The following is a 26,773-nucleotide window of genomic DNA, read 5'->3' as shown; positions in this document are numbered from 1 at the left end:
TAATGAGCCCAAGCCTGCCTGCAACACCCGCGCTGTCCCGGCGCGGCCTGCTTAAATTCAGCCTCGGTGCGAGCGCTTTTCTGGCCACGGCCGGATTGGGCGCAAGCCTCAGCGGCTGCTCGTCCAGTATTCCTGCCGACGGTTTTGCGATCCTGCGCCGCGCCGACCTGCTGTTTCTTCGGGCGCTGGTGCCGGTGATGCTCAACGGCGCGGTGGCCGTCGAGAAAATGCCGAATGCCGTCGCTGACACCCTGCACAGCCTGGATAACTCCCTAAATCACTTGTCGCCGGAAATGCTCAAGCTGACCCAACAGTTGTTCGATGTGCTGGGGATGGCCGTGACGCGCGGGCCGCTGACCGGGATCTGGGGCAGCTGGGAAAACGCCAGTGCCGATGAGATCCGGCACTTCCTCGATCGCTGGGAAAACAGTTCGTTGAGCCTGTTGCGCATGGGACATAGCTCCTTGCTGCAACTGGTGATGATGGCGTGGTACAGCCGCGCGCAATCGTGGGTGCACTGCGGGTATCCGGGGCCGCCTACGGTCTGAAACCGAGTCGACTCCATCGCGGGCAAGCCCGCTCCCACATTGACCGTGTTCATCCAAAAAATAACAAGAGAACCTGATAATGCCCGTACCCGATCCGTTCCGCGAAGGCATGGCCCGTGGCTGGAAAACCCACAACGGCTCGCAATTGACCCAGGACCTGACCCTGGAAGCGGACGTGGCGATTATCGGCAGCGGCGCCGGTGGCGGGACCACCGCCGAAATCCTCAGCGCCGCCGGCTACAAGGTGCTGCTGATCGAAGAAGGCCCGCTCAAGACCAGCAGCGACTTCAAGATGCTTGAAGACCAGGCCTACACCAGCCTCTATCAGGAAGGCATCGGGCGCATGAGCAAGGACGGCGCGATCACCATCCTTCAGGGCCGTGCAGTGGGCGGAACCACGCTGATCAATTGGACATCGAGCTTTCGCACCCCGGACCCGACCCTCGAACACTGGGCCAGGGAACATGACGTCAAAGGCCACAGTTCCGCCGAGATGGCGCCCTGGTTCGAAAAAATGGAACAACGCCTGGGCGTCGCGCCGTGGAGGGTGCCGCCCAATGCCAACAATGACGTGATCCGCAAAGGCTGCGAAAAGCTCGGATACAGCTGGCATGTGATCCCGCGCAACGTCCGCGGCTGCTGGAACCTTGGCTATTGCGGCATGGGCTGCCCGACCAACGCCAAGCAATCCATGATGGTGACGACCATTCCGGCGACCCTGGAAAACGGCGGCGAGCTGCTTTATCTGGCCCGCGCTGAAACGCTCTCGATCAAGGATGGCAAGGTCTCGGGGCTCAAATGTGTCGCGATGGATGAGCGCTGCGTTGCGCCCACCGGCAAGACGATCATGGTCAAGGCGCGGCATTACGTACTGGCCGGCGGCGGAATCAACAGCCCGGCGCTGCTTCTGCGTTCAGACGCACCCGATCCGCACAAACGCTTGGGCAAGCGCACGTTCCTGCACCTGGTGAACATGTCCGCCGGGCTGTTCGACGACGTCATCAACCCGTTCTACGGCGCGCCGCAGTCGATCTATTCCGACCATTTCCAATGGCAGGACGGCACCATCGGCAAGATGTCCTACAAACTTGAAGTGCCGCCGCTGCACCCGGCGCTGGCGACCACTTTGCTCGGCGGTTTCGGCGAGGAAAACGCCCGGCACATGGAAAACCTGCCCCATACCCACGCCATGCTGGCGTTGCTGCGCGACGGTTTCCATCCTGACAGCCCCGGCGGCAGCGTCGAGTTGCGTGGTGACAACACGCCGGTGCTCGATTATCAGGTTTCAGCGTATGCCTGGGACGGTTTGCGCCGGGCCTTCCACAGCATGGCCGAGATCCAGTTCGCCGGCGGCGCCAGCGCCGTCATGCCGATGCACGCCGACGCTCGCTACGTGAAAACTCTGGCCGAAGCGCGCACGCTGATCGACGGTTTGAGCCTGGAGTTGTATCGCACGCGCTTGGGCAGCGCTCATGTGATGGGCGGTTGCGCCATGGGCGAAGACCCGAAAAACGCGGTGACCGACAGCCTCGGTCGTCACCATCAACTGAGCAATCTGTCGATCCACGATGGCTCGCTATTCCCCACCAGCATTGGCGCAAACCCGCAATTGTCGGTCTACGGGCTGACGGCGCAACTGGCGACTTCGCTCGCCGAACGTTTGAAAAATCCTTGAAAAGGGCGAATATTCCCATCGTCTATAGTGCTTTGTTACCCAACAGGCGACTTGGCCGACCGGGAAGGCTGCGATACCATCCGACTCCCCAACGGACTCCCGCCAGGACGACGCGATGAACCGAGTGTTGTACCCAGGTACCTTCGACCCTATTACCAAGGGCCATGGCGACTTGGTCGAACGCGCCGCGCGCCTGTTCGATCATGTGATCATCGCCGTCGCTGCCAGCCCGAAGAAAAACCCGTTGTTTCCCCTGGAACAGCGTGTGGAGCTGGCCCGCGAGGTCACTAAACATTTGCCGAACGTTGAAGTCGTCGGTTTCTCGACGCTGCTCGCGCACTTCGCCAAAGAGAAGAACGCCAACGTGTTCCTGCGTGGTTTGCGCGCGGTGTCGGACTTCGAGTACGAATTCCAGCTGGCCAACATGAACCGTCAACTGGCGCCAGATGTGGAAAGTCTGTTTCTTACTCCGTCCGAGCGTTATTCGTTCATATCCTCGACGCTGGTCCGTGAAATTGCGGCGTTGGGTGGTGATATCACCAAGTTCGTCCACCCTGCGGTGGCGGATGCTCTCACCGAACGCTTCAAGAAGTAACGACCGCTGAAGCGGCGCCCGCGTGCACTGCGGGCGCCAATGCGGCACAATTGCGCGCATTGGTTTATTGCGCCAGGGCTCTGCGCCCCGGCTGGAGTTAGCATGTCCCTGATCATCACCGACGATTGCATCAACTGCGACGTCTGCGAACCCGAGTGCCCAAACGCCGCCATTTCCCAAGGCGAAGAGATCTACGTGATCGACCCGAACCTGTGCACGCAGTGCGTTGGTCACTACGACGAACCTCAGTGCCAGCAGGTCTGCCCGGTGGATTGCATTCCGCTGGACGAGGCGCATCCGGAGACTGAAGAGCAGTTGATGGAGAAGTACCGCAAGCTTACCGGCAAGGCTTGAATTTTGTGGTGTCTGGCCTGACGCCATCGCGGGCAAGCCCGCTCCCACAGGATTTACACGATCCTTGTGGGAGCGGGCTTGCCCGCGATGAGGTCTTCAACAACACCGAAGATTCAACTGGATTCACTCCCGCTGCTCAAACCCTTCCCCGATACACCCCAGGCACCGCACGAACGCCGCTTTGGCCGGATCTACCACCAACGCCTGCCCCGCATCGCCCACACCGCCACCCAGCGCAGTGAACGGCAACGACACGACAAACACCCCGGCACCGATCACCGTCGCCACGACCAGCAAAGGTCGGGCGATCAGCAAGTCACCGATCATGGCGTACGCTGGGGGATTCTGGATGGTGTACCGAGGGTCTCCGCTGCCGTTGCTGGCCGCCAGCGCGGGTGCACCGATGCTCAGCAGCAGCGCAACGACAAGGGTTCGAAACGAATTCATGGCACGGTCCTTCGGCTAGGCAGTGAGAACACTGACTATAGACCCTGAGACGTATCAGCTCTGGCAACGCGGGCAAAAGACGCTGGCGCGCTGCCCCAGTTTCACTTCCCGAAGTTCTGTGCCACAGACTTTGCACTGTGCGCCGCCACGGCCGTACACAAACAGTTCCTGCTGGAAATAACCCGGCTGACCGTCGCCGCCAATGAAGTCGCGCAGCGTGGTGCCACCGCGCTCGATAGCGGCGGCCAGAATGCGCTTGATCTCGATCGCCAGCTTCAAATAGCGCGCCCGGGAAATGCTCTTGGCCTCGCGGCGCGGATCGATGCCGGCGGCGAACAACGCTTCGGTCGCATAGATATTGCCGACACCCACTACCACAGCGTTGTCCATGATGAACGGCTTGACCGCCATGGAGCGTCCGCGCGATTGCTGGAACAAGCGCTCGCCATCAAACAGGTCGGTCAACGGCTCCGGCCCCAGGCGAATCAGCAGTTCGTGATTGAGCGGATCAAGGCTCCAGAGCATCGCGCCAAACCGTCTCGGGTCGGTGTAACGCAGGGCCAGGCCCGACTCCAGCTCAATGTCCACATGTTCATGCTTGGCCGCCGGCATGCCGACTTCCACCAGCCGCAAATTCCCCGACATGCCCAAATGGCTGATCAGCGTACCGACCTCGGCATTGATCAACAGGTACTTGGCGCGTCGTTCTACCAGCACAATGCGCTGGCCGGACAGCCGCACATCAAGATCCTCCGGAATCGGCCAGCGCAAGCGACGGTCACGCACGATCACCCGGCTGACGCGTTGGCCCTCCAGGTGTGGCGCAATCCCGCGGCGAGTGGTTTCGACTTCTGGCAGTTCAGGCATGCTGTTCTCGAATCAGGCTGTCCAACGCTCAGCGGTGAGTGCTGAGGTCGCGGATCGTTTGTTTGAGGGTGTCGAAGTCGTAGTCCGAGAGGCCGACATAATCGAGCACCAGAGGTGCGATGCTATTCCATTCATGGTCTTCGGTCTGATTACCCAGCACCCGGTACGACGCACAAATGTGCTCGGCCATTTTCAGGATCGCCAACAGGTTCTTGAGCTGGGCGTTACGCGAAGACTCGTCGCTGAAAATCGCCAACGCATTGTGGTGATTGGCGATGGCCGCACTCACATGCTCCGGCAGGCGCCAGGATTTGGCGGTGTAGTACCCGACCACGGCATGGTTGGTATTGAATGCCCGATTCTCGGTATCCACTACCCGGCACTCGGCACTGGCGTTGGCGTAAGCCTCCGCCACCACAGTCATGTAATTGGGGAAGCGCTGCAGCATCAGGGGCACGCCGCAGTCGTGGAACAGACCCAACGCATACGCCTCGTCACCTGCCTGGGCGCCGATACGCTTGGCCAGGGTCAGGCACGTCATTGCCACGTCCTGGGACGTATCCCAGAACCGGTTCAAGGCAACGATGGTGTCGTCGTTCATCTCGCCCTTGATCGACTGCGCGTTGATCAGGTTGATGACCGAACGGCTGCCCAGCAGATTCACCGCACGCTGGATCGAGGCAATCTTGTTGCTCAAGCCGTAATACGGCGAGTTGATGATCTTCAGCAGAGCGCCAGAGAGCCCCGGGTCCTGGGAGATCAGCTTGGCGATCACCTCCAGGTCAGGATCGGGCATGTACTGCTCCATCTGCAAATCCACCATGATCTGCGGCTGAGCCGGCACGCTGATGCCTTGCAGGGACTGTTGAATCTGTTCGGTCGTCAGCTCTTGGGACATAAGTACACACTCTGGGTCAGGCGGCGATTCTAACCCTTATAAAGTTTGATCCGACACCTTGGCGGCGACATCGCCCGAAGTTTAATCAAATGCCCGGCGGCCTCACCGCATGTCCATCCGCCAAACCGTGGCCTTGCGCAACACGCTATACTCCCGCTCTTTTTTCCGGAGCGACGTCATGTCCCTGCCTAGCCTGCGCCTCAAAGCCAACGCCGACCGTCGCCTGCGAAACGGCCACCTGTGGGTCTACAGCAATGAAATCGATGTAGCCGCCACCCCGTTACACGCCTTCAAGGCCGGTGACCAGGCGATCCTCGAAGCGGCCGGCGGCAAGACGCTGGGCATCGTTGCCATGAGCCCGAACAACCTGATCTGCGCCCGCCTGCTGTCGCGCGACATCAAGCTGCCACTGGACAAGTCGCTGCTGGTGCATCGCCTGAACGTCGCCCTGTCCCTGCGCGACCGCCTGTTCAACAAGCCGTTCTACCGCCTGGTCTACGGTGACTCCGACCTGCTGCCGGGCCTGGTGGTCGACCGTTTCGGCGACATCCTGGTGGTGCAGATCGCTTCGGCGACCATGGAAGCCCATAAAGAAGACGTGATCGCGGCGCTGACCCAAGTGCTCAAGCCAAGCGGCATTCTGTTCAAGAATGACTCCGCGGCCCGTGACGCCGAAGGCCTCAACCGTTACGTCGAAACCGTGTTCGGCCTGGTGCCGGAGTGGGTGGCGCTGGAAGAGAACGGCGTGAAATTCGAAGCACCGGTCATCCAGGGCCAGAAAACCGGCTGGTTCTACGATCACCGCATGAACCGCGCGCGCCTGGCGCCTTACGCCAAAGGCAAACGCGTACTGGACCTGTATAGCTACATCGGCGGCTGGGGCGTGCAAGCGGCAGCTTTCGGTGCCAGTGAAGTGTTCTGTGTCGACGCCTCCGCCTTCGCCCTCGACGGCGTGGAGCGCAACGCCGCGCTGAACGGTTTCGCCGAGAAAATGACCTGCATCGAAGGCGACGTGTTCGAAGCCCTGAAAGAGCTGAAAGCCAGCGAAGAACGTTTCGACGTGATCGTGGCCGATCCTCCGGCGTTCATCAAACGCAAGAAAGACATGAAGAACGGTGAAGGCGCTTATCGTCGCCTGAACGAGCAAGCCATGCGCCTGCTCAGCAAGGACGGCATCCTGGTCAGCGCATCGTGCTCGATGCACCTGCCGGAAGATGACTTGCAGAACATCCTGCTGACCAGTGCCCGTCACCTGGATCGCAACATCCAGATTCTGGAGCGTGGCGGTCAGGGCCCGGATCATCCGGTTCACCCGGCCATCGCCGAAACCCGCTACATCAAAAGCATTACCTGCCGCCTGCTGCCAAACAGCTGATCGAGCCGGTTTTGAAGAGGGGAGCCAATCGGCTCCCCTTCTGTTATCTGCGATTAAATCCTCAAGCGTCCTACCCTGGCAGTCTTACTGGGTTGCAGGAAGTTTCCCTGTGTTTCTTGTTTTACCGGATAGAACTTACAAAATTCATTGTTTTGTAGGATGCATCCGACACAATTACTAGAAGCCTCTTACCTAATATCTCCTTGATAAGCCTCCATTACTATCTATGATTGAGTTGTCACCACGAGGTGGCGCTCACTTTCAATTACAAGGAGTTCCAACATGAAAGCAATTACTCTGGAAGCTAACAAAATCGCCAACCTGGCTTTTCTGGTTGCTCCAAAAGCCCGCTAAGTAGATAGAACGCTGGGGAGTGCCGGCTACCCAGCGTTTCCGACGCAGTGTCCAGAGAAAGAGCACGAGCCTCATGCATATAAACCCTCATTTATTCATACTTCCGCGCACGCCCGGACAAATTGTCTGGGATTACAAGAACCACAAACAATTTGAACTCGACCTCAAGTATTCAACCCGACTCGCGGAACTTATCGACAACCCGAGCAACTTCAACAACCAGCATACAATTGATGCACACTTTCTAAGTGCAGGCATCATGACAACTACAGCACCCATCACTATTGAATGGGGCTGGGATGAACTGTCGAAGATATTTCATATCGGCACCAAGAACATCCCTTGCGATCATGTTCCACGCGATATTCATGAATGGTCGAAACAGTATCTCGACCATTGCACCGAGGTGTTGACCACACCTGCACCGCCAGCCCGGGCCTGCGAACGTTCGGCAGACGCGCTGACGGTCCTGCCAAAACCTTGCAGCCTGCCGCAAAGCTCGCTGGCAGAGGCTCTACTCGATCGAAAAACCTGTCGAGCCTTCACCGGTGAAGCCGTTTCCCTGGAGGCGGTCAGCACGCTTTTATACCTGTCTCTTGGCTACCTGCATGAACGTGAAAACGACATCGACGACAGCGTTATCGAAGGCCTCGGCGCACGGCGAAGCAGCCCCTCCGGCGGCGGACTGAATGCCTGTGAAGGTTTCCTTCTGGTACAAAACGTCATTGGCCTCGAACCCGGCCTCTACGCCTATCAGCCCGCCGAACACGCGCTGAGTTTCCTCAGACCGTTGTCTGTTCAGACTTTGGGGCAGCTGCTTTGCGGGCAGCATTTCGTCAACAACTTGCCCGTCGGGCTGTTCATCACCAGCCGCTTCGACAAGCTGTGGTGGAAATACGAACACTCGCGCGCTTACCGAATGGCCTACGTGGAGGCCGGTCATATCTCCCAGACGTTTCAATTGGTGGCCACTGCGCTGGGTTTACACACCTGGTTAACGGGCGCATTGACGGACAATCAGGTCGAAGCACTGCTGGGGCTTGAAGACAGCGCAGAGCAGCCGCTGTTTTTTGTCGGCTGCGGCCAGAGCAACGGGCAGGTGATGTGCACGGAGTTGAAAGCACTGTTAGGTGTTCAGGGGCAGGAACAATGAGCGGCTCGCATAGCGCGCCCGCCTACGCCCCCGCCTCGTGGGCCCAGCGCTTCACCCTCGGCGACTGGAATACCCGAGCCTCGGTAAGAACCAGCGAACACTGCTACCGATTACCTCTGGATCTGGCGCAACAACTGGAAACCCGCCACTGGTTTCCACCGGCCTTTCTGCCTTACCTGAACCACCCGGCGGTCAAGGCAGCCGGTAAAACGCTGGCTCATCGCTTGTCCGCCAACCATTTGGTGTATTTCCTCGACTACACCACCCTGCTCGAGCACCGGATCGTCAACCGATCCGTTGAAACCATCATTCACAATGAGCTCGGCGTCTGCATTCCTTCAAAAATGAAAACGGCCGCGCTTCAGCTCTACACGGATGAGGGTTACCACGCACTGTTCTCCCATCAACTCGCCGAACAGATTGCCGACTGCTATGGCATCACCGATCGACCGGTCATGCCTAAACGGATAGTCCGGTTGAACACCCTGCTCGATGGCGCGCCGGACAAACACAAAGCGCTGGCCTGGTTTCTTGTCGGGTTCGTCTCGGAGACGATCATTGCCAGGGAATTGCTCGACGTTTGTCGCGACGAACTGGTGTGCAGCGTTCAGGCGATGCTCAGGGACCATCTCACCGATGAGGCGCGACACAGCCGTTATTTTTGTGAGGTGTTCCACTTCCTGTGGTTGCAGCTCAGCAGCGGCCAACGCACGTTCACCGCCAGGTTGCTCCTGGAAATCCTGCTGGTTTTCTTTGAAGCGGATGAACGCTGGCTTGGCGAAAGCCTGCGCAGCGCCGGCCTCGGTGAGGCGTTTGTCGTAGAGATACTGTGCGAGCTGACATCCCCGTCCGCCTGCCGGCGCCGTGCTCGATCAGGTGCTGGCGCCACGTTGAGCGCATTGAACAAAGCGGGATTCTTCGACCTGCCCGCCAACCGCCAGCTGTTCTCCAGGGCAGGGCTTTTCGATGAGTGAAGGGGAAGAGACCGCTGGTGTAAAAAAACGTCGAGCGGCGGTCATTCTGTTGCTGACGATGGTGTTGCTTGGTGTATTTCCCCTCGATGTATTGCTGCCTTCCTTCCCGGCGCTGGCTGACCACTTCCGGACCACGCCAGCCGACATTGCCCTTTCCATCAGCCTGTTCGCGATCGGCATGTCGCTGTCTCAACTGCTGATCGGACCGCTCTCGGATGTCATCGGGCGCAAGGTTTTGCTGCTGACGGGTATGGTGGTTTCGATCATTGGCGCGCTCGGTTGCGTGATGTCGAACGAGTACACCTGGTTCCTGATGTTCCGGTTAGTCCAGGCCATCGGCTGCGGTTGTTTCGTTCTCGCGCAGGCGCTGGTTCAGGACCTGTTCGACGGCAAGGAGCGCGACCAACTGCGGATGCTCATGGTCACCGCCAGCGGCATCTTCATTTCAGTTTCGCCACTGGCGGGCACGGTGCTGCACCACGCCATGGACTGGCCGGGGAGCTTTATAGCCTTTATCGCGCTGGCCGCGGCGGTGTTCCTCAAGGCCTGTTTCTTTCTAGAAAACCAGCGTCCTGCAGCAGCTCCCAGCAAAGGCATGCTCCAGTCGTACCGAATGATCTGTCGCGACGCAGGTTTCCTCGGCTATTGGCTGATCGCTGCCATCGCCTTCACCTGCCACTTTTCCTTCATTGTCATCTCGCCGCTGATCTTCATGGAGCAGTTGCAACTTTCGCCATACGAATTCTCCCTGACCCTGCTGTTCTACGGCGTGGCCTACCTGTTCGGCGGAGTTGTCGCTCGAGTGCTTGCCAACCGGATCGCACCCAACACCCAAATCATTGTGGGTCTTGGCCTGATCTTCCTCTCGGGGATATCGATGCTCTGGCTGTCGGCAATGCTGGGGCTTTCGACTCAGACAATTCTCATCCCGATGGTTGTCTGCACCGCCGGCACAACCATCGCCCGTCCGGTCGCGACATCCAAAGCCATGGACATATTCCCGGACAACGCCGGCACATCGGCCTCGGCCGGCAACACCCTGGTATTTGTCTTCGGTGGGCTGGTCAGTGCGCTGATCAACTTGAGCGCAAGTCATCTGCAGGTGACGCTTGCCATCAGTTTCCTGGCATTGAGCACCGTGGGAATAGGCGTCAATGCACTGATCAGCCAACGGCATCAGGCAATGAATACTGGCTGAAACCTGCCAGTCGTCATCCCACACGTGGTGTCAGCGCTGGATCAACGCTTCCCGGCATTCCCTCCTGACGCCAGCCGTGTAGAATCGCGACATTCATCGCCAGTCATCCCCCGGCGGGTTTATGAGCTCAAGCTGAAGCGCGCGGCGATCCCGCAAAGTTATCGGCAACTTCCGGACACACGGCCATTTCTGGGTGTTCCAGACGTCAATAGAAGCTCACTTCCCTTTTGATACCTGATTAGCCGCCCGGAGTGCTTCATGCCTGATTACCGCTCGAAAACATCCACCCACGGCCGCAACATGGCCGGTGCCCGCGCACTGTGGCGCGCCACGGGGATGAAAGATGACGACTTCAAAAAGCCGATCATCGCCATTGCCAACTCCTTCACCCAGTTCGTACCGGGCCATGTCCACCTCAAGGACCTCGGTCAACTGGTCGCCCGCGAGATCGAACGCGCGGGCGGTGTCGCCAAAGAATTCAACACCATCGCCGTGGACGACGGCATCGCCATGGGCCACGACGGCATGCTGTATTCGCTGCCGAGCCGCGAGATCATCGCCGACTCCGTCGAGTACATGGTCAACGCCCACTGCGCCGACGCCATCGTCTGCATCTCCAACTGCGACAAGATCACCCCCGGCATGCTGATGGCCGCCCTGCGCCTGAACATCCCGGTGATCTTCGTTTCCGGCGGCCCGATGGAAGCCGGCAAGACCAAACTCGCCTCCCACGGTCTCGACCTGGTCGACGCCATGGTGATCGCCGCCGACTCCAGCGCTTCTGACGAGAAAGTCGCCGAATACGAGCGCAGTGCTTGCCCGACGTGCGGTTCGTGCTCCGGCATGTTCACCGCCAACTCGATGAACTGCCTGGTTGAAGCCCTGGGCCTGGCATTGCCGGGCAACGGTTCGACCCTCGCCACCCACAGTGACCGCGAACAGCTGTTCCTGCAGGCCGGCCGCACCATCGTCGAGCTGTGCAAGCGTTACTACGGCGAGAACGACGAGTCGGTCTTGCCGCGCAACATCGCTAACTTCAAGGCGTTCGAAAACGCCATGACCCTGGACATCGCCATGGGCGGTTCCACCAACACCATCCTGCACTTGCTGGCCGCGGCCCAGGAAGCCGAGATCGATTTCGACCTGCGCGACATCGACCGTCTCTCCCGTCACGTGCCCCAACTGTGCAAAGTCGCGCCGAACATCCAGAAGTACCACATGGAAGACGTGCACCGTGCCGGCGGGATCTTCAGCATCCTCGGCTCGCTGGCCCGTGGCGGCCTGCTGCACACCGAACTGCCGACCGTGCACAGCAAGACTCTGGCTGAAGGCATCGCCAAGTGGGACATCACCCAGACAGACGACGAAGCCGTGCATCACTTCTTCAAAGCCGGTCCTGCGGGCATTCCGACGCAGACCGCGTTCAGCCAGTCGACCCGTTGGGAAACCCTGGATGACGACCGTGAAAACGGCTGCATCCGCAGTGTCGAACACGCTTACTCGAAAGAAGGCGGCCTGGCCGTTCTCTACGGCAACATCGCGCTGGACGGCTGCGTGGTGAAAACCGCCGGCGTCGACGAGTCGATCCACGTCTTCGAAGGTAACGCGAAGATCTTCGAAAGCCAGGACAGCGCCGTACGCGGCATCCTCGCTGACGAAGTGAAGGCCGGCGACATCGTGATCATTCGTTACGAAGGCCCGAAAGGCGGCCCGGGGATGCAGGAAATGCTGTACCCGACGTCTTACCTGAAATCCAAAGGCCTGGGCAAAGCCTGCGCCCTGCTCACCGATGGCCGTTTCTCCGGCGGCACCTCGGGCCTGTCCATCGGCCACGCTTCGCCAGAAGCAGCTGCCGGCGGTGCAATTGGTCTGGTGCAGGACGGCGACAAAGTGCTGATCGACATTCCGAACCGCTCGATCAACCTGTTGATCAGCGACGAAGAAATGGCTGGCCGTCGTGCCGAGCAGGATCAGAAAGGCTGGAAGCCTGTGGAAAAACGTCCGCGTAAAGTGACCACGGCACTGAAAGCCTACGCCCTGCTGGCGACCAGCGCAGACAAAGGTGCTGTGCGTAACAAGGCGATGCTCGACGGGCTGTAAGCGTCGATCACTGCTATAAAAATGCCCCGCCAAGTGCGGGGCTTTTTTATGATGACGAGAACTCGCTTTACGGCCCCGCCAGCTGTGATTGCAGATATTCGTAAAGTTCGCCGGCGCTTTTTTTATAACCTTCACCATTCAGGTGAATCAGATCATTTTGAGCCAAATGCGCTGCCTGCCAGTGCTCAATTGAGCAGGCGCCACCCATGTAACCTTGCCAGTCCCAGAACAAGGCCGCGGCCTTCAGTGCTGCTTGTCTTTGAATTTGAATGATCTGAGCCAGTTTTGCCGGTTGGCGCCCTGCGCATGAGTCAGCGGACCGTTGTTTTATCGAGTCTGCTGGCCCGACCAGCAAGATCACGGTATCAGGCAAGGCGCGTCGCAACAGGGCAAGCTTTTCGCTCAGGTCAGCCTCATAAAATGTCAGGTCCAGATCGTCATCAAATGCCTCATTACCCCCGTACGCGAGTACCAGCAAGTCCGGGCGCAAGGCTTGCAGCGTGCTTAGCCAGCCGTCTTGCCACTTGTCGAGGATCTTCAACATCGCACCATTAACACCTAGTGCAGAGTACGTGACGCCATTCTCCGTCAAAGACTCGATGTTCCAGCCTCCCAGTTCTACGTCCTGATTCGAGGCTATCACCAGGTCCATCGGCAGGTTTACGGGTTGGATAACCGGGCTGAAACGCCACTGTCCGGATGTCGGCAACAACTCGACACTGGTCGAGCTCCCTCCAGCGCTGGCGATCAGTTGGCTATTGGAGAGCGCACGATACAGCGCCGAAATTCGATATACGCCTTCATTCGACGCTCGTGATTCGATATGTACCCCTGCTTTCGGGCCCATGGGTAGCGACAGATAACCCCCCAATGGAAACTCGCCGCTGTACTGATTGCGACTGGAAACCAGACGCCATTGCCCATCTACAGTCGACAGAACAATTTGATCGTAACGAGTGCCTGGTACAGGCATCGCCGCGATAAAGCCTATGCCGCCGGCGCCGTATTGTTGCTGGAACAGGCGGCGCATTTCGCCGGTGAACAAATCGGCAGCCGTGTGAGAGTCGCCCAGTTGCACAATACTGATCGACGTATTGCGCGAGGCCTTTAGTTTGCCCACCAGGTTACTCAAGTTCAGGGGCGCGGCCCCTTGAGGCACGCCTGGTGAAATGACGTGATTATTTCCCGGCATCAACTCAGCCGCCGCACTAGTGCACAGCCAGCCATATCCGCTCAACGTGGCGATAACCCACGCGATAAAGACCCGATGTAATCGTCGCATGCCCCCGTTCCTTCGGTCGTCGCCCGAGCGAACTGCCCAGCGCCATATCACCCAGTGATTAACCAATGAATATAGGCAGCAGACCGCCACTGCGCGTCGTTATTGCGAACAATAAAAAGCCCCGCATTGGCGGGGCTTGTCGCGTCCACACACTGTGCGGGTGCAATTATCGTGGCCGTTACTGAATCTCTTCCGGCTTGACGATCACCCAGTTCTTGTCCGCCGTCACCGGCAACCCTTCCTTGGCCTGGGCTGCCGCGTTTTTGGCCATCATGCCGTTCATCTGGGTCATGTATTTGTCTTTGCGGTTGACCCACAAATGGATGCCGCCCTTGGCCACGTCAACACTGTGGAACAGCATGTAACCGTCGCTGCTTGGGGTGTCGCCGCCGACCAATACCGGTTTTTTCCACTCGTCGATGTAAGTCAGGATTGCGGCCTGCTTGCCCGCCATCCAAGTGGCGGGCGTCCACAGGTACGGCGTCAGTTCCAGGCCCAGGTTGGCCTTCTCGTCATACTTGCCCGCGGTGATTTGCTTGCGTGCGGTGGTCAGCTCGCCGGTCTTGCGGTCCTTGAGCATCGTGGTCACGCCGATGACGTTTTGAGGTTTGACGTTGTAGCCGTACTTCGGATCGGCAGCGACCATGCGCACCAGCTCTTCGGAAGCGGCGGTCATCACGTAGACCTCGATGCCGTTCTCCATCAACTTGTTATACAGCTCAGCCTGGCCGGTAAATACTTTCGGCGGGTTGACGTCGAGGGTCTTGACCACGTCGCCGTCGTAATACGTGGTAGGAACGGGTTTGCCGGAGGCCATCAACTCATCGACATACCCTTTGAGCTCGGTGAGGGTGAAGCCGGAGAACACCTGGGCGACCCATGGGTAGCAGACCATGTCGTCGATTTCGCAGAGGCGATAGTAGTAGCTGAACAGGCTTTCCTTGTGGTCGGCGGTGTCTTTGAACGGAATCAGTTTCAGGGAGGGATCGAGTGTCTCGCGGGTGATCAGGCCCTTGTTTTCCATGAACGGCAACAACGATTCTTCGAGGTCGTAGCGGTAACTGGTGTTGTCCATGTCGAACACCGCGAAGTTACCTTTGTTGGCGTTGGCCGCAATCATCGCGTCCAGTGCCTTGGCCTGATCGGCAGGCCAATGCTTCAAATCCGTGGCGAAAGCCTGACCGGCGAGGCCAAGGCCAAAACTCAATCCCAACGCAGCAGCCAGAAATTTCGGTGCGAACTTCATCGGCATGATTCCCTTATTAAAAGTCCTGATGTAGAGGCATCGACGCTAACAAATAAGTGTGACAGTCCTCGTCTGCCAGCGACCGCTTACGTCCCTATTGCGCCAGTTGCATCCCCGAGAGCGACGCGTGCTTATTCCAAAAACGACGGATTCCATACGTTTTTGATATTAATTCATTGGAAATCAAGCTGTTAGGCTTGCCGGTCGCAGTCATCCCGGAAGGTGACTGGCACACGTCTTATCGGAGCTTTTCCATGAATCTGCCGCTGATCCTCAATCTGCTGGTGTTCCTCGCCCTGCTCTTTGGCCTGGCGCAAACCCGTCACACGAACTGGAGCCTGGCGAAGAAAGTCCTGCTCGCACTGGCATTGGGCGTGGTGTTCGGTGTTGCCCTGCACGGCGTTTACGGCGCTGGCAACCCGGTGCTGAAAGCCTCGATCGGCTGGTTCGATCTGGTGGGCAACGGTTACGTGCAGTTGCTGCAAATGATCGTGATCCCGCTGGTGTTCGCCTCGATCCTCAGCGCTGTGGCGCGGCTGCACAACGCTTCGTCGTTGGGCAAGATCAGTTTCCTGACCATTGGCACGCTGCTGTTCACCACTGCCATCGCGGCGCTGATCGGCATCGGCTTGACCAACGTGTTCGGCCTGACCGCTGAAGGCCTGGTGGCCGGCACTCAGGAAATGGCCCGCCTGCAAACCATTCAGACTGACTACGCCGGCAAGGTGGCCGACCTGAATGTACCGCAGCTGCTGTTGTCGTTCATTCCGCAAAACCCGTTTGCCGATCTGGCTCGCGCCAAGCCGACTTCGATCATCAGCGTGGTGATCTTCGCGGCGTTCCTTGGTGTGGCCGCCTTGCAACTGCTGAAAGATGACGTGGAAAAAGGTCAGAAAGTGATCAACGCCATCGACACCCTGCAAGCCTGGGTGATGCGCCTGGTGCGTCTGGTGATGAAGCTGACGCCATACGGCGTATTGGCGCTGATGACCAAAGTGGTCGCTGGCTCCAACCTGCAAGACATCATCAAGCTCGGCAGTTTCGTGGTGGTTTCTTACATCGGCCTGGGCCTGATGTTTGTGGTCCATGGCCTGTTGGTGTCGGCGGCAGGGATCAATCCGCTGCGCTTCTTCCGCAAGATCTGGCCGGTACTGACCTTTGCCTTCACTAGCCGCTCAAGCGCGGCGACGATCCCGCTGAGCATCGAAGCGCAGACCAGTCGCTTGGGCATCCCGCAGTCCATCGCCAGTTTCGCCGCTTCGTTTGGTGCAACCATTGGCCAGAACGGCTGCGCCGGCTTGTACCCGGCCATGTTGGCGGTGATGGTGGCGCCGACCGTGGGCATCAATCCGCTGGACCCATTGTGGATCGCGACGCTGGTGGCGATTGTGACGCTGAGTTCGGCGGGCGTGGCGGGCGTGGGCGGTGGCGCGACCTTTGCGGCGCTGATCGTACTGCCGGCAATGGGCCTGCCGGTGTCATTGGTGGCGTTGCTGATTTCGGTAGAGCCGCTGATTGATATGGGTCGTACGGCGTTGAACGTGAGCGGTTCGATCACGGCCGGGGCGATTACCAGTCAGATGATGCAGCAGACCGATAAAAACTTGCTGGATGCGGATGAGCATGCGGAGTTGGCTCACGCTTAAGTCTTTCAGCGGCTGAGCGGGCCTCTTCGCGGGCAAGCCCGCTCCCACAGGGTTCGGCGGTGTTCACACAATGTGAGCCTCACCACAAAACCACTGTGGGAGTGGGCTTGCCCGCGATGCTTTTAAGCTTTTTCCCACACCTCGAAGTTGTATGCCGGCTTGTCATCTACAGCTGGATTCGGAGTGTTGGACACCAGCTTCCACGCCTTCAAATCAAACTCCGGAAACCACGCATCCCCTTCCGGGCTGAGCGCGACGCGCGTCAAATACAACCGATCCGCCTGAGCCAACCCCTGCGCATACAACTGCGCCCCGCCAATGAGCATCAACTCATCGACGCCCTGCTCCTTCGCCCAGGCTTCGGCGCGAACTACCGCGGCCTCCAGCGATGGATAAATCTCCGCGCCTTCCAGCACCAGATCCGCCTGACGGCTGACCACGATGTTCAAGCGGCCCGGCAGCGGACGACCGAGGGAATCCCAGGTCTTGCGACCCATGATGATCGGCTTGCCCAGGGTGGTGGCCTTGAAGTATTTGAAGTCCCCCGGCAAGTGCCAGGGCATGCTGTTGTCGACGCCGATCACACGGTTTTCACCGAGGGCTGCGATCAGGCTGAGGGGGAGTGATTTAGTCATGTCGGCGAGGATACCAGAGCCTCCCGTACCCCGATAAGCGCCACAGCGGTTATGCTCACACCTCAAATGAGCAACGGAATGTCGCGTGACTGAACTGACGCCACTGCAAAACCTCTGGTTGACCGAAACCGTGCGCCTGCGTGAAGAACACGCCGGGCCCCTGGAGGATCTGGAAGCCAACCGACTGGCCCGCAGCGCCGGTGGCGATCTGCCGACGCGGATTCAGCATCGGGCCCTGTGGCTGGCTGAACGCGACGGCCTGGCCACAGCCCTCAAACATTGGCTGCAAGGTGCGCGACTGGCGCTGATCGTCCTGGCTGTGCTCGCCGTGGTCAGCGGCGCCGGCCTGGCGTTTGCCGCTCTGGGCGACGGGCAAACGCCGGTCAATGTGTTCTGGGCCTTGGGCAGTCTGCTCGGGCTGAACCTGATTCTTTTGCTGAGCTGGGCGCTGGGCCTGATGTTCGCTGGCGAACACGGCGACACCCTTGGGCGCTTGTGGTTATGGCTCAGCGAGAAACTCGCCCGCGACGCCAAAGCAGCGCAACTGGCGCCGGCCCTGCTCTTGTTATTGCAACGCCAGAAACTCAATCGCTGGGCCATCGGCGTGCTGGTGAACAGCCTGTGGTTGCTGGCAATGCTCAGTGCCCTGGCGATTCTGCTGACGTTGATGGCGACCCGGCGTTACGGGTTCGTTTGGGAAACCACGATCCTCAGCGCCGACACTTTCGTCGCCATGACCCAGGCCCTCGGCACCCTGCCGGCACTGCTCGGTTTCAGCGTGCCCACCGTGGAGATGATCCGCGCCAGTGGCGAGGCCGCGTTGAACATCGAAATCGCCCGTCAGGCGTGGGCCGCCTGGCTGGTCGGTGTGTTGCTGGTCTATGGCGTGTTACCGCGCCTGTTGCTGGCGCTGTTTTGTGGGTGGCGCTGGAAATCCGGGCAAGCCGCCTTGAGTCTGGATTTGAACCTGCCCGGCTACGCCCAATTGCGTGAACGCCTGATGCCCACCAGCGAACGCCTGGGCATCAGCGATGCCGCGCCGGACAACCTTCATCAGATCGAAAGCAGCGCCAGCGAATTGCAAAGCGATGGCGCGCTATTGGTGGCCATCGAGCTGGACGATCAACGCCCGTGGCCGCCGCAACTGCCCAAGAACGTGAACAACGCCGGCATTCTCGACAGTCGTGAATCTCGCCACAAACTCCTCGAACAGCTGAGTCGCTTCCCTCCCGAGCGATTGGCCATCGCCTGCGATCCACGGCGTTCGCCGGACCGTGGCAGCCTGGCACTGATTGCCGAACTGGCGCGCAACGCCACCGCGACGCGGGTCTGGTTGCTGCAAGCGCCCAACGGTGAAGCGCTGGATTCCGAACGCTTGGGCGACTGGCATGTGGCATTGCAACAACTGAACCTGCCTTTCGCCGACTGCGCGCCGATGAACTGGCTGGAGAGCGGCCATGACTAATCCGTGGAAAGCGCCGTTGAAGCTCGCCGTGGTCGGCCACACCAATGTCGGCAAAACCTCATTGCTGCGCACGTTGACCCGGGATGTCGGGTTCGGCGAAGTGTCCCATCGCCCCAGCACCACGCGCCACGTCGAAGGCGCACGGTTGTCGGTGGATGGCGAGCCCTTGCTCGACCTCTTCGACACGCCGGGCCTGGAAGACGCCATCGCCCTGCTCGACTACCTCGAACGCCTGGAACGTCCCGGCGAACGCCTCGACGGCCCGGCACGCTTGGCGCGTTTTCTTGACGGCAGCGAAGCGCGGCAACGGTTCGAACAGGAAGCGAAGGTGCTGCGACAACTGCTCACCTGCGACGCCGGTCTCTACGTGATCGATGCCCGGGAGCCGGTGCTGGCCAAGTACCGCGACGAATTGGAAGTGTTGGCCAGTTGCGGCAAACCGTTGCTGCCTGTGTTGAATTTCGTCAGCAGCGCCAATCATCGCGAACCGGACTGGCGTGAAGCGCTGGCGCGTCTGGGGCTGCACGCCTTGGTGCGTTTCGACAGCGTGGCACCGCCGGAAGATGGCGAACGTCGCCTCTATGAAAGCCTCGCCCTGCTGCTGGAAGGCTCACGGGAACAACTGGAACGCTTGATTGCCGATCAACAGGCACAGCGCCTGGCCCGGCAGCAAAGTGCGGCGCGGCTGATTGCCGAATTATTGATCGATTGCGCGGCGTGCCGGCGTAGTGTGGTCAGCGATGCCGAGCAAGAACAACACGCCATCAGCGAATTGCGCAAAGCGGTTCGACAACGGGAACAACGCTGCGTCGAAGCGCTGCTCAAGCTGTACGCCTTTCGTCCACAGGACGCCGCAGCCAGTGACCTGCCATTGCTCGATGGCCGTTGGGGCGATGATTTGTTCAACCCCGAAACCCTCAAGCAACTGGGCGTTCGGGTCGGCGGAGGTATTGCGGCGGGCGCGGCAGCCGGCGCTGGCGTCGATTTGCTGGTGGGTGGTCTGACTCTGGGGGCGGCAGCCTTGGCCGGCGCAATTGCCGGCGGCGCCCTGCAAACCGCGCGCAGTTATGGCAGTCGGTTGATGGGCAAGATCAAGGGCCAGCGAGAGCTGACCGTTGACGACAGCGTGTTGCGCCTGTTGGCGTTGCGCCAGCGACAGCTTTTGCAGGCACTGAACGCGCGAGGCCATGCCGCGATGGACAGCATCAAGCTCGCCACGCCCCAGGACAAGACCTGGCGCGAAGGCAAACTGCCCGAAGCGCTGAACAAGGCTCGGGCGCATCCTCAGTGGTCGTCGCTGAATAAGCAGTCCAGGTTGAGCCAGGCTGAACGGCAGGAGCAAATCGAGGTGTTGGCGCAGCAGCTTTAAAGGCCTGAAATGTGTGGTGTCAGCTCTGGCCTCATCGCGGGCAAGCCCGCTCCCACAGGGATCGTTGTTGTTCATACATTTGCTGCATCACCCAAGACCTTGTGGGAGCGGGCTTGCCCGCGATGGCCGCGACTCGGTATCGCGAGGAACGTTACCAGTCGAGCTTCAGATACTCCCGCGCCAACGACCTGACCCGATTGCGATCGGTGCGATCCGCACGCCCGTCATTGTCGACATCCGAGCTCAACATCAGCTCAAACTCCCCATCGTTATCAAGATCGCGAGCCGCTGCCTTGTAGGCAATCGTCGGTCCTTCATGAAAATGCAGTCGTACAGCTTCCGGCGTACCGTCGCCGGTCGGGTTTTCAGCAAAGATCCGCAAATGCCGCTCTTCACTCCCCCCGGCGTTGAACCAGGCACATTTCAAATACGTTTTACCGAGAGCCTTGAGCCGATGACGATCAGTCTCGATTGCCTCGCGCAGCACGTATTCATCTTCATGAAACCGAAAATGAAGCGTGTCTACCTGACCCTTCCCGCTCACATCCTGTGCAATCACTTTCAAATAACGCATCCATGCGCTCCTGTTCGAAACGTTCAGACTGAGCCTTTGTTGCAGGCGGCTCCATCAACCGTTTCCCTGTCCTGTGTGAGACAACTCAGCGCGCCTCGCCAGACAACAGCGTGACGGCCTTGCGCTTCAAGATCTCAAGATCAATCACCGGCACCCACATCTCCTTGGCCCGTTCATCCCACTGACGCATCCGCAGACTGACCTCGCACAACGGATCCTGCTCGAACGCCTCGGCCTCGGACTCGCTCATCACTCCACCCTGATATGCCAGCGTGCGGCGACTGGCTTCACTCAAGCGCTCGTAGTATCCAGGCTCCTTGAGTGTCAGATAACGCTTGGCCTGCACGTGATATTCCACCAGCCGCGCCAGGCGTTCACTGAATCCTGCGCGCCGCAGGTAATCGGCGCCCAGACGCTCGTGACTGACCACGCCGAAGCCTTCCATGTTCTCGGCGTTCTTGGCGCAGATATGCCCGATGTCGTGGAAAAATGCGGCCAGCACCACTTCATCATCGAAACCTTCGGCCATCGCCAGTTCGGCGGCCTGGGACATGTGCTCGATCTGCGACACCGGTTCACCGATGTAATCACTGTCGCCAAAGCGCTCGTACAGTCCGAAGACTTCGGCGATCACTTGCTCATGACGCTCCATCAACCTTCCCCCAACAACTGTGCAATGTTGCGATCAGCCATTGCCGGCCCGACGCTCATGCCGACACCGGTGTGCATCAGCGCCACACTCACACCTGGCAGCGGACGCAGGAACGAGAACGGCCCCGGCCCCCGTGAACCATAGACGCCCTGCCAGCGCTCGACCACTTGCACCTTGCAGCCCAATGTCTGCTCGGCCAGTTCAAGCATCCAGTTGTCCACTTGCTCGGCGTTGAACGGTGACGGGTCGCTGCCGTAATGGTGGGAATCGCCGATGATCAGTTCACCGTACGGCGTCGGGCTGATCAGCAGGTGGATGCCGTTTTCATGCAGGTGTGGTTCGTCTCGCAAGATATGCGCCTGCACGGCCGCCGCTTCCGGCAGATCGGCGAAGGCGCCGTAGTGCACGCAACTCAAACCGGTGAGCAACGCGTGTTGCAGATTGAGGTTGATTTGCGGGCGGGCCCGGAGCATTTGCAGGCGGCAGATTTGCGGATTGAGCTCGGCGATCGGTTCGGCCAGCAAGGTCTGATAATCGTGGCCGGAGCAGACAATGATCTGCTCGGCGCTGAAGCTGCCGGCGGTGCTGTGCAGGCGGCCCGGCTCGATGTCGCGCACCAGTGTGGAAAAGTGAAACTCGACGCCGAGTTCGCGGCGCAGGAAGTCGATCAGTGCCGGAATCGCTTCGCGCGAATACAGCTGCTGATCGTCCATGCCGTGCAACGCGGCGCGGTGATGGCTGAACTGGCCGCCGTAGAGATCCCGCAACGCCGCGCCGCGCAGAAGCTCGACGTTGTAGTTGTGCTCCACGGCGCGACCGTTGCAAAAGGCTTGCAGCAGATGTTCTTCAGCTTCGGTGCGGGCGAACAGGTATGAGCCGTTGCGCTTGAGTTGCAGGCCCGCGAGTTGTGCCCACTGGCCCCAGATCTCACGGCTGGCCTTGGCCAGTTCGAGCATGACGCCTGGGGGTTGGCCGGTGACGAGTGCCTGGCCGAAGTTGCGCACCGAGGCGCCCAAAGGCGTTTCGCTGCGTTCGAAGACGGTGACTTTCAGACCGCGTCTGGCGGCGGCATAGGCGTGGGACAGGCCGAGAATGCCGGCACCTACGATCAGCATGTCGTTGTGTTGTGTCATGGGATTTTCCCTGGACTCGAGACCGCTATCGCGGGCAAGCCCGCTCCCACAGGGGTTGCGTGGTGGACACAGGTTTGGTGAACACCACGGACACTGTGGGAGCGGGCTTGCCCGCGATGGGGCCCTGTCAGCCAATAAAGAGCTTACTTGGCAACCACTTTCTCGGACTTGCCGTCATAGCGCTTGCGCCACTCGGTCAGGATTTCGTCGCGGTTTTTCGAGGCCCAGGCAAAGTCGTTCTTGATCAGGCGCTGCTCATAATCCGCTGGCAATTCGGTCTGCGGCTTGGCAATGCCCGGCTGCGCAAGGACGGCGAAGTTCTCTTTGTAAAGCTCCATCGCCGCTGGGCTGGCAGAGAAGTCAGCCAGTTTTTTCGCTGCGTCTTCGTGGGGCGTGCCCTTGATCACAGCCGTCGCTTCAATCTCCCAACCCAGGCCTTCTTTCGGCAGGATGATGTCCAGCGGCGCACCTTGGCGCTTCAGCTGAACAGCCGGGTATTCGAAGGAAATACCAATCGGGAATTCACCCGCCGCTGCCAGCTTGCAGGGCTTGGAACCGGAGTGAACATACTGGCCGATGTTCTGGTGCAGACCGTCCATGTACGCCCAGCCCTGCTTCTCGCCGAAGGTTTGCAGCCAGGCGCTGACGTCGAGGAAACCGGTGCCGGACGAGGCCGGGTTGGGCATGACGATCTTGCCTTTGTACTCAGGCTTGGTCAGGTCCTGCCAACTGACCGGTTTGCTCAGGCCCTGCTTCTCGGCTTCGACAGTGTTGAAGCAGATGGTGGCGGCCCAGACGTCCATCCCGACCCAGGCTGGCGGATTGGCGGCATCGCGGTAGTTGCCGCCGATCTTGCCGAGGTCCTTCGGCGCGTAGCTTTGCAGCATGCCTTGCTGGTCGAGGATCGCCAGGCTGGAGGCGGCCAAACCCCACACGGCGTCAGCCTGCGGGCGGGCTTTTTCGGCCAGTAGCTTGGCGGTGATGATGCCCGTGGAATCGCGTACCCACTTGATCTCGACGTCCGGGTTGGCCTTTTCGAAGGCCTCCTTGTAGGTCTTCAGTTGCTCGGCTTCGAGGGCGGTGTACACCGTCAACTCGGTTTTCGCCGCGAAGGCGTTCAGGCTGAAAGCGGTGAGGACAGCAGCGGCCAGGGCCAGGGGCTTGAACATGATCTTTTCCTGTTTTTGAGTTGAGGGGTTGTACGGAATCAATGACCGGGCGCGGTCTGCCGCCAGGCCTGGGAGCGGCGCAGCAAACCGCGCGAAGCCCAGGCCAGCAGCAGGGACACGCCCGCCGAGGTGAACAGAATCAGGGTCGACATCGCCGCCGCGCCGCCGACGTTGCCGGCGTCGTCCATGTTCAGCACCGCCACCGCCGCGAGGATGGTGTCGGGGCTGTAGAGGAAGATCGCCGCCGAGACAGTGGTCATGGCCGAGACGAACAGGTAGCGCACGATGTCCAGCAGCGCCGGCAGGCAGATCGGCACCGTGACGCGCAGGTAATGCCGATACAGCGGCGCCTTGAGCGACAGCGCGGCAGCTTCGAACTCGGCATCGAGTTGGCGCAGCGCGGTGGTGGCCGTCATTTGCGCGGTGGTCAAATAATGCGCAATGGTGCAGACCACCAGCAGGGTCATGGTCCCGTAGAGCACATGCAGCGGGTTGCCGTTGAGGTTGAAGAAGAAGACGTAACCCAGGCCCAGCACCAGACCCGGCACCGCCATCGGTACGAAACTGAGCATGCGCAGCGTCAGATTCAGCCCGCGCTGGCTCCTGGTTTTTTCCATCAGGTAGGCGCCGGTGAAGATCAGCACGCTGCCGATCAACGCCGTGCAAACGGCCATCTTCACGCTGTTGCCGTAGGCCAGCCAACCGCCGCCCGCCGTGTCGTTGAACTGGTAATGGTTGAGCGACAGCGACAGGTTGTACGGCCAGAATTTCACCAGCGATGAAAACACCGCCATGCCGAACACCAGCAGCAACACCGCGCAGATCAGCAGCACGATGGCCAGGTAGCAACCGTCGCGCAGCTTCGACGGTGCCGGTTGGAAGACTTGCGCGCGGCCGCTCATGGAGTCGCCGTGACGCCGACGCAGCCACGCATCGACTCCGAAACTGAACAATGCCGGCAGCAACAAGACCATGCCGATCAACGCGCCCCGTCCAAACTGTTGCTGGCCGACCACGGCTTTGTAGGCTTCCAGCGCCAGGACTTGATAGTCACCACCAACCACCACGGGCACGCCGAAGTCGGTGATGGTCAGGGTGAACACCAGACAAAACGCCGCGAACACTGCCTGACGGGTGGCCGGCCAAGTGATGCTGCGAAAGGCTTTCGCAGGGCTGGCGCCCATGCTTGAGGCGGCATCGAACAGTCGCGCATCCGCCAAGGACAACGCCGACAGCAAAATCATCAAGGCGTGTGGGAAGGTGTAGATCACTTCACCGAGCACAATGCCCCAGAACCCGTAGATGTTGTCCGAGAGCAAACCGCGCAGCATGCCTTGATTGCCGAACAGATAAACCAGCGCAATGCCCGGCAGCATCGACGGCGCCATCAACGGCAATAGCGACATGCCGCGCCAGATGCCTTTGCCGGGGATCAATGTGCGTTGCAGCGCGTAGGCAAACAGATAAGCCAGCGGTACGACGATGGCCGCGACACTGAGGGAAACTTTCAGGCTGTTGCCGAGCAACCAGTGGAAGTTCGCACTGGTCACCAACTCACGGGCGGCGACCAGGCCACCGCCCTGCCCGGCTTCGGAACTGAAGCCGCGCCAGAAGATCGCCAGCAACGGCATCAACACCGCGACGCCCAACAACACCAGCAACAGAACCTTGCCGCCGACCACGAACACCCGGTCACCAATCTCGGCACGGGAGGTCTGCCGAACCTGCTTGTGCGGTATCGGCAGCGCGATGTTCGCGCTCATCAGGCAAACACCTGCAGGCTGCGTGGCGGCAAGGCGACCATGATCTGCTGCGCGCCCAGACGCGGCATGTCTTGCGGTGCCAATTCCGCCAGCAGTGCATGACCTGGCAATTGATCGAGCTCGAAGCTCATGCGGCAGCGGTTGCCGAGGAACGTGATTTCGCGAACCTTGGCCGGGAACAGGTTTTCTTCATGCACCGGCGGGTTGACGTTGATGGCTTCCGGACGGCAGAACAAACGGCCCGACGCGGTTTTGGCGCTGCCTTCGGCCAGGCGCATGTTCATCCCGCCGACCTGGGCATGGCTGTCGCTGCTGCGCTGGAATGGCAGCCAGTTGCCCTGACCGACGAACTCAGCCACAAACGGTGTGGCCGGGCGATCATAGATTTCCTGTGGCGTGGCGTATTGCTCGACCTTGCCGTTGTTCATCACGGCGATGCGGTCGGCCATCAGCATGGCCTCGTCCTGATTGTGAGTGACCATCAGGGTGGTGACGCCGAGGTTGCGTTGCAGTTGGCGCAGTTCGGTGCACAGGTGCTCGCGGACCCGGGCGTCGAGGGCGGACATCGGCTCGTCCAGCAGCAACAAGGACGGTGCTGGCGCCAAGGCGCGGGCCAGTGCAACTCGCTGCTGTTGGCCGCCGGACAATTGGCCGGGATATTTTTTCTCACTGCCGATCAGGCCGACCAGTTCCAGCATCTGACCGACACGCTGACGCACTTCATCGCGACCACTGCCGGCAAGGCCGTAGGCAATGTTCGCTTCGACGGTGAGATTGGGGAACAACGCGTAGGACTGGAACAGAATGCCGTAGTCCCGGGCTTGCGGCGCCAGGTGGGAAACGTCGCGATCACCGAGGTACAACTCGCCGCTGTCCTGCTTTTCCAGACCGGCGATGCACCGCAGCAACGTGGTTTTGCCGCAGCCCGACGGGCCGAGCAGGCACACCAGTTCACCGGCTGCCACGTCGAGGGAAACGTTATCCAGCGCGGTGAACGCGCCAAAGCGTTTCTGCACGCCACGCACCTTCATCGGGGCACCGGGGTTGGTCAGGGCAGTTGCGATCGAGTGGTTCATGGACAGGCCTCATCAAGCAGATGAAGGCCATCCTAGGGATGTAATGCGTCCGTCATGTGGCAGTGAGGCAAAAACGGCTGATAGTGGTATTCAAGGATTTGGGTTCAAGACTTGCGCAGCCTGACCTGACGCCATCGCGGGCAAGCCCGCTCCCACAGGGGTCGGTGGCGAGCAGCAGATTTTTGAACACCATTGCCCATTGTGGGAGCGGGCTTGCCCGCGATG

Annotated in this window: 24 protein-coding genes; 12 read left to right on the top strand and 12 right to left on the bottom strand. The window is 60.0% G+C overall.

The window, feature by feature from the left end; genetic code table 11:
• Positions 1–2 precede the first annotated feature (2 nt).
• The 4 genes from BLQ41_RS06610 to BLQ41_RS06595 all read left to right on the top strand — a co-directional run bounded on the left by BLQ41_RS06610 (position 3) and on the right by BLQ41_RS06595 (position 3,172).
• On the top strand, positions 3–548 hold the full coding sequence (locus BLQ41_RS06610; protein ID WP_090178537.1) for a twin-arginine translocation pathway signal protein: 546 nt from the start codon (positions 3–5) through the stop codon (positions 546–548).
• Positions 549–627: 79 nt separating this feature from the next.
• Positions 628–2,223, top strand: coding sequence for a GMC family oxidoreductase (locus BLQ41_RS06605; RefSeq protein WP_090178533.1), 1,596 nt, complete (start codon positions 628–630; stop codon positions 2,221–2,223).
• A gap of 115 nt (positions 2,224–2,338) precedes the next feature.
• Positions 2,339–2,818, top strand: coding sequence for a pantetheine-phosphate adenylyltransferase (gene coaD / locus BLQ41_RS06600; protein ID WP_007945531.1), 480 nt, complete (start codon positions 2,339–2,341; stop codon positions 2,816–2,818).
• A gap of 102 nt (positions 2,819–2,920) precedes the next feature.
• Entirely contained in the window at positions 2,921–3,172 is a 252-nt protein-coding gene (locus tag BLQ41_RS06595; RefSeq protein ID WP_008150569.1) for a YfhL family 4Fe-4S dicluster ferredoxin, read from the top strand.
• A 123-nt stretch (positions 3,173–3,295) separates the two neighbouring features.
• Here the strand turns inward: BLQ41_RS06595 and BLQ41_RS06590 are convergent, their stop codons facing one another.
• The 3 genes from BLQ41_RS06590 to BLQ41_RS06580 are packed head-to-tail and all read right to left on the bottom strand — an operon-like array spanning position 3,296 to position 5,330.
• A complete protein-coding gene (locus BLQ41_RS06590) occupies positions 3,296–3,619 on the bottom strand; it encodes a multidrug transporter (RefSeq protein ID WP_090178530.1) in 324 nt (107 codons plus the stop codon).
• 54 nt (positions 3,620–3,673) lie between these two features.
• Positions 3,674–4,486, bottom strand: coding sequence for a bifunctional DNA-formamidopyrimidine glycosylase/DNA-(apurinic or apyrimidinic site) lyase (gene mutM / locus BLQ41_RS06585; protein ID WP_090178527.1), 813 nt, complete (start codon positions 4,484–4,486; stop codon positions 3,674–3,676).
• 28 nt (positions 4,487–4,514) lie between these two features.
• Positions 4,515–5,330: an HDOD domain-containing protein gene (locus BLQ41_RS06580; RefSeq protein ID WP_167360524.1), complete on the bottom strand. Its 816-nt coding sequence runs from the start codon at positions 5,328–5,330 to the stop codon at positions 4,515–4,517.
• 232 nt (positions 5,331–5,562) lie between these two features.
• Between BLQ41_RS06580 and BLQ41_RS06575 the strand changes: the two genes are divergently transcribed.
• The 5 genes from BLQ41_RS06575 to ilvD all read left to right on the top strand — a co-directional run bounded on the left by BLQ41_RS06575 (position 5,563) and on the right by ilvD (position 12,538).
• A complete protein-coding gene (locus BLQ41_RS06575; RefSeq protein WP_090178522.1) occupies positions 5,563–6,759 on the top strand; it encodes a class I SAM-dependent rRNA methyltransferase in 1,197 nt (398 codons plus the stop codon).
• Between the two features lie 427 nt (positions 6,760–7,186).
• Positions 7,187–8,266, top strand: a complete 1,080-nt coding sequence (locus BLQ41_RS06570; RefSeq protein ID WP_090178519.1) for a SagB family peptide dehydrogenase — start codon at positions 7,187–7,189, stop codon at positions 8,264–8,266.
• Positions 8,263–9,240 (top strand): diiron oxygenase, encoded by a 978-nt coding sequence (locus BLQ41_RS06565; RefSeq protein ID WP_090178516.1) that lies wholly within the window; start codon positions 8,263–8,265, stop codon positions 9,238–9,240. Before BLQ41_RS06570 ends, BLQ41_RS06565 begins: the two co-directional genes overlap by 4 nt.
• Entirely contained in the window at positions 9,233–10,438 is a 1,206-nt protein-coding gene (locus BLQ41_RS06560; RefSeq protein ID WP_090178513.1) for an MFS transporter, read from the top strand. The genes BLQ41_RS06565 and BLQ41_RS06560 overlap by 8 nt, the downstream gene beginning before the upstream one ends.
• Before the next feature lie 258 nt (positions 10,439–10,696).
• Positions 10,697–12,538 carry a dihydroxy-acid dehydratase gene (gene ilvD, locus BLQ41_RS06555; protein ID WP_090178511.1) on the top strand — a complete coding sequence of 614 codons (1,842 nt, stop codon included), beginning with the start codon at positions 10,697–10,699 and terminating at the stop codon, positions 12,536–12,538.
• Between the two features lie 67 nt (positions 12,539–12,605).
• Here the strand turns inward: ilvD and BLQ41_RS06550 are convergent, their stop codons facing one another.
• Both BLQ41_RS06550 and BLQ41_RS06545 read right to left on the bottom strand, forming a co-directional pair.
• Complete coding sequence (locus BLQ41_RS06550) at positions 12,606–13,820, bottom strand: SGNH/GDSL hydrolase family protein (RefSeq protein ID WP_090178508.1); 1,215 nt, start codon at positions 13,818–13,820, stop codon at positions 12,606–12,608.
• A gap of 178 nt (positions 13,821–13,998) precedes the next feature.
• Positions 13,999–15,066 (bottom strand): HAD family hydrolase, encoded by a 1,068-nt coding sequence (locus BLQ41_RS06545; RefSeq protein WP_090178505.1) that lies wholly within the window; start codon positions 15,064–15,066, stop codon positions 13,999–14,001.
• Between the two features lie 254 nt (positions 15,067–15,320).
• Between BLQ41_RS06545 and BLQ41_RS06540 the strand changes: the two genes are divergently transcribed.
• Positions 15,321–16,712: an L-cystine transporter gene (locus tag BLQ41_RS06540; RefSeq protein WP_090178502.1), complete on the top strand. Its 1,392-nt coding sequence runs from the start codon at positions 15,321–15,323 to the stop codon at positions 16,710–16,712.
• A gap of 122 nt (positions 16,713–16,834) precedes the next feature.
• Here BLQ41_RS06540 and BLQ41_RS06535 read toward each other — a convergent pair whose 3' ends face one another.
• Entirely contained in the window at positions 16,835–17,347 is a 513-nt protein-coding gene (locus BLQ41_RS06535) for a dihydrofolate reductase (RefSeq protein WP_090178499.1), read from the bottom strand.
• An 85-nt stretch (positions 17,348–17,432) separates the two neighbouring features.
• Between BLQ41_RS06535 and BLQ41_RS06530 the strand changes: the two genes are divergently transcribed.
• The gene (locus tag BLQ41_RS06530) at positions 17,433–18,812 is read left to right on the top strand and encodes a DUF2868 domain-containing protein (protein WP_090178496.1); all 1,380 of its coding nucleotides are present in this window, start codon (positions 17,433–17,435) and stop codon (positions 18,810–18,812) included.
• Positions 18,805–20,181, top strand: coding sequence for a GTPase/DUF3482 domain-containing protein (locus BLQ41_RS06525; RefSeq protein ID WP_090178494.1), 1,377 nt, complete (start codon positions 18,805–18,807; stop codon positions 20,179–20,181). Before BLQ41_RS06530 ends, BLQ41_RS06525 begins: the two co-directional genes overlap by 8 nt.
• Positions 20,182–20,332: 151 nt before the next feature.
• Here the strand turns inward: BLQ41_RS06525 and BLQ41_RS06520 are convergent, their stop codons facing one another.
• The 6 genes from BLQ41_RS06520 to BLQ41_RS06495 form a co-directional block, all read right to left on the bottom strand.
• Positions 20,333–20,755 carry a hypothetical protein gene (locus tag BLQ41_RS06520; protein ID WP_090178491.1) on the bottom strand — a complete coding sequence of 141 codons (423 nt, stop codon included), beginning with the start codon at positions 20,753–20,755 and terminating at the stop codon, positions 20,333–20,335.
• Between the two features lie 85 nt (positions 20,756–20,840).
• Positions 20,841–21,407 (bottom strand): phosphonate degradation HD-domain oxygenase, encoded by a 567-nt coding sequence (locus BLQ41_RS06515; protein ID WP_090178488.1) that lies wholly within the window; start codon positions 21,405–21,407, stop codon positions 20,841–20,843.
• Complete coding sequence (locus tag BLQ41_RS06510; RefSeq protein ID WP_090178485.1) at positions 21,407–22,540, bottom strand: TIGR03364 family FAD-dependent oxidoreductase; 1,134 nt, start codon at positions 22,538–22,540, stop codon at positions 21,407–21,409. Before BLQ41_RS06510 ends, BLQ41_RS06515 begins: the two co-directional genes overlap by 1 nt.
• A 143-nt stretch (positions 22,541–22,683) precedes the next feature.
• Complete coding sequence (locus BLQ41_RS06505) at positions 22,684–23,709, bottom strand: putative 2-aminoethylphosphonate ABC transporter substrate-binding protein (protein ID WP_090178483.1); 1,026 nt, start codon at positions 23,707–23,709, stop codon at positions 22,684–22,686.
• Positions 23,710–23,747: 38 nt separating this feature from the next.
• The gene (locus BLQ41_RS06500; RefSeq protein ID WP_090178480.1) at positions 23,748–25,472 is read right to left on the bottom strand and encodes a putative 2-aminoethylphosphonate ABC transporter permease subunit; all 1,725 of its coding nucleotides are present in this window, start codon (positions 25,470–25,472) and stop codon (positions 23,748–23,750) included.
• Positions 25,472–26,548, bottom strand: coding sequence for a putative 2-aminoethylphosphonate ABC transporter ATP-binding protein (locus BLQ41_RS06495; RefSeq protein ID WP_090178477.1), 1,077 nt, complete (start codon positions 26,546–26,548; stop codon positions 25,472–25,474). The genes BLQ41_RS06500 and BLQ41_RS06495 overlap by 1 nt, the downstream gene beginning before the upstream one ends.
• Between the last annotated feature and the right edge of the window lie 225 nt (positions 26,549–26,773).

This window comes from Pseudomonas arsenicoxydans (assembly GCF_900103875.1).
GTDB classification, from domain to species: domain Bacteria; phylum Pseudomonadota; class Gammaproteobacteria; order Pseudomonadales; family Pseudomonadaceae; genus Aquipseudomonas; species Aquipseudomonas arsenicoxydans.
The sequence above is the reverse complement of the archived record's forward strand: the minus strand, read 5'-3'. Positions and strand labels throughout refer to the sequence as shown.

What these genes read in the sequence shown, in the direction of transcription:
- BLQ41_RS06610 (WP_090178537.1), top strand. Translation starts at nt 3, where the DNA reads ATGAGCCCAAGCCTGCCTGCAACACCCGCGCTGTCCCGGCGCGGCCTG.
- BLQ41_RS06605 (WP_090178533.1), top strand. Translation starts at nt 628, where the DNA reads ATGCCCGTACCCGATCCGTTCCGCGAAGGCATGGCCCGTGGCTGGAAA.
- coaD (WP_007945531.1), top strand. Translation starts at nt 2,339, where the DNA reads ATGAACCGAGTGTTGTACCCAGGTACCTTCGACCCTATTACCAAGGGC.
- BLQ41_RS06595 (WP_008150569.1), top strand. Translation starts at nt 2,921, where the DNA reads ATGTCCCTGATCATCACCGACGATTGCATCAACTGCGACGTCTGCGAA.
- BLQ41_RS06590 (WP_090178530.1), bottom strand. Translation starts at nt 3,619, where the DNA reads ATGAATTCGTTTCGAACCCTTGTCGTTGCGCTGCTGCTGAGCATCGGT.
- mutM (WP_090178527.1), bottom strand. Translation starts at nt 4,486, where the DNA reads ATGCCTGAACTGCCAGAAGTCGAAACCACTCGCCGCGGGATTGCGCCA.
- BLQ41_RS06575 (WP_090178522.1), top strand. Translation starts at nt 5,563, where the DNA reads ATGTCCCTGCCTAGCCTGCGCCTCAAAGCCAACGCCGACCGTCGCCTG.
- BLQ41_RS06570 (WP_090178519.1), top strand. Translation starts at nt 7,187, where the DNA reads ATGCATATAAACCCTCATTTATTCATACTTCCGCGCACGCCCGGACAA.
- BLQ41_RS06565 (WP_090178516.1), top strand. Translation starts at nt 8,263, where the DNA reads ATGAGCGGCTCGCATAGCGCGCCCGCCTACGCCCCCGCCTCGTGGGCC.
- BLQ41_RS06560 (WP_090178513.1), top strand. Translation starts at nt 9,233, where the DNA reads ATGAGTGAAGGGGAAGAGACCGCTGGTGTAAAAAAACGTCGAGCGGCG.
- ilvD (WP_090178511.1), top strand. Translation starts at nt 10,697, where the DNA reads ATGCCTGATTACCGCTCGAAAACATCCACCCACGGCCGCAACATGGCC.
- BLQ41_RS06550 (WP_090178508.1), bottom strand. Translation starts at nt 13,820, where the DNA reads ATGCGACGATTACATCGGGTCTTTATCGCGTGGGTTATCGCCACGTTG.
- BLQ41_RS06545 (WP_090178505.1), bottom strand. Translation starts at nt 15,066, where the DNA reads ATGAAGTTCGCACCGAAATTTCTGGCTGCTGCGTTGGGATTGAGTTTT.
- BLQ41_RS06540 (WP_090178502.1), top strand. Translation starts at nt 15,321, where the DNA reads ATGAATCTGCCGCTGATCCTCAATCTGCTGGTGTTCCTCGCCCTGCTC.
- BLQ41_RS06535 (WP_090178499.1), bottom strand. Translation starts at nt 17,347, where the DNA reads ATGACTAAATCACTCCCCCTCAGCCTGATCGCAGCCCTCGGTGAAAAC.
- BLQ41_RS06525 (WP_090178494.1), top strand. Translation starts at nt 18,805, where the DNA reads ATGACTAATCCGTGGAAAGCGCCGTTGAAGCTCGCCGTGGTCGGCCAC.
- BLQ41_RS06520 (WP_090178491.1), bottom strand. Translation starts at nt 20,755, where the DNA reads ATGCGTTATTTGAAAGTGATTGCACAGGATGTGAGCGGGAAGGGTCAG.
- BLQ41_RS06515 (WP_090178488.1), bottom strand. Translation starts at nt 21,407, where the DNA reads ATGGAGCGTCATGAGCAAGTGATCGCCGAAGTCTTCGGACTGTACGAG.
- BLQ41_RS06510 (WP_090178485.1), bottom strand. Translation starts at nt 22,540, where the DNA reads ATGACACAACACAACGACATGCTGATCGTAGGTGCCGGCATTCTCGGC.
- BLQ41_RS06505 (WP_090178483.1), bottom strand. Translation starts at nt 23,709, where the DNA reads ATGTTCAAGCCCCTGGCCCTGGCCGCTGCTGTCCTCACCGCTTTCAGC.
- BLQ41_RS06500 (WP_090178480.1), bottom strand. Translation starts at nt 25,472, where the DNA reads ATGAGCGCGAACATCGCGCTGCCGATACCGCACAAGCAGGTTCGGCAG.
- BLQ41_RS06495 (WP_090178477.1), bottom strand. Translation starts at nt 26,548, where the DNA reads ATGAACCACTCGATCGCAACTGCCCTGACCAACCCCGGTGCCCCGATG.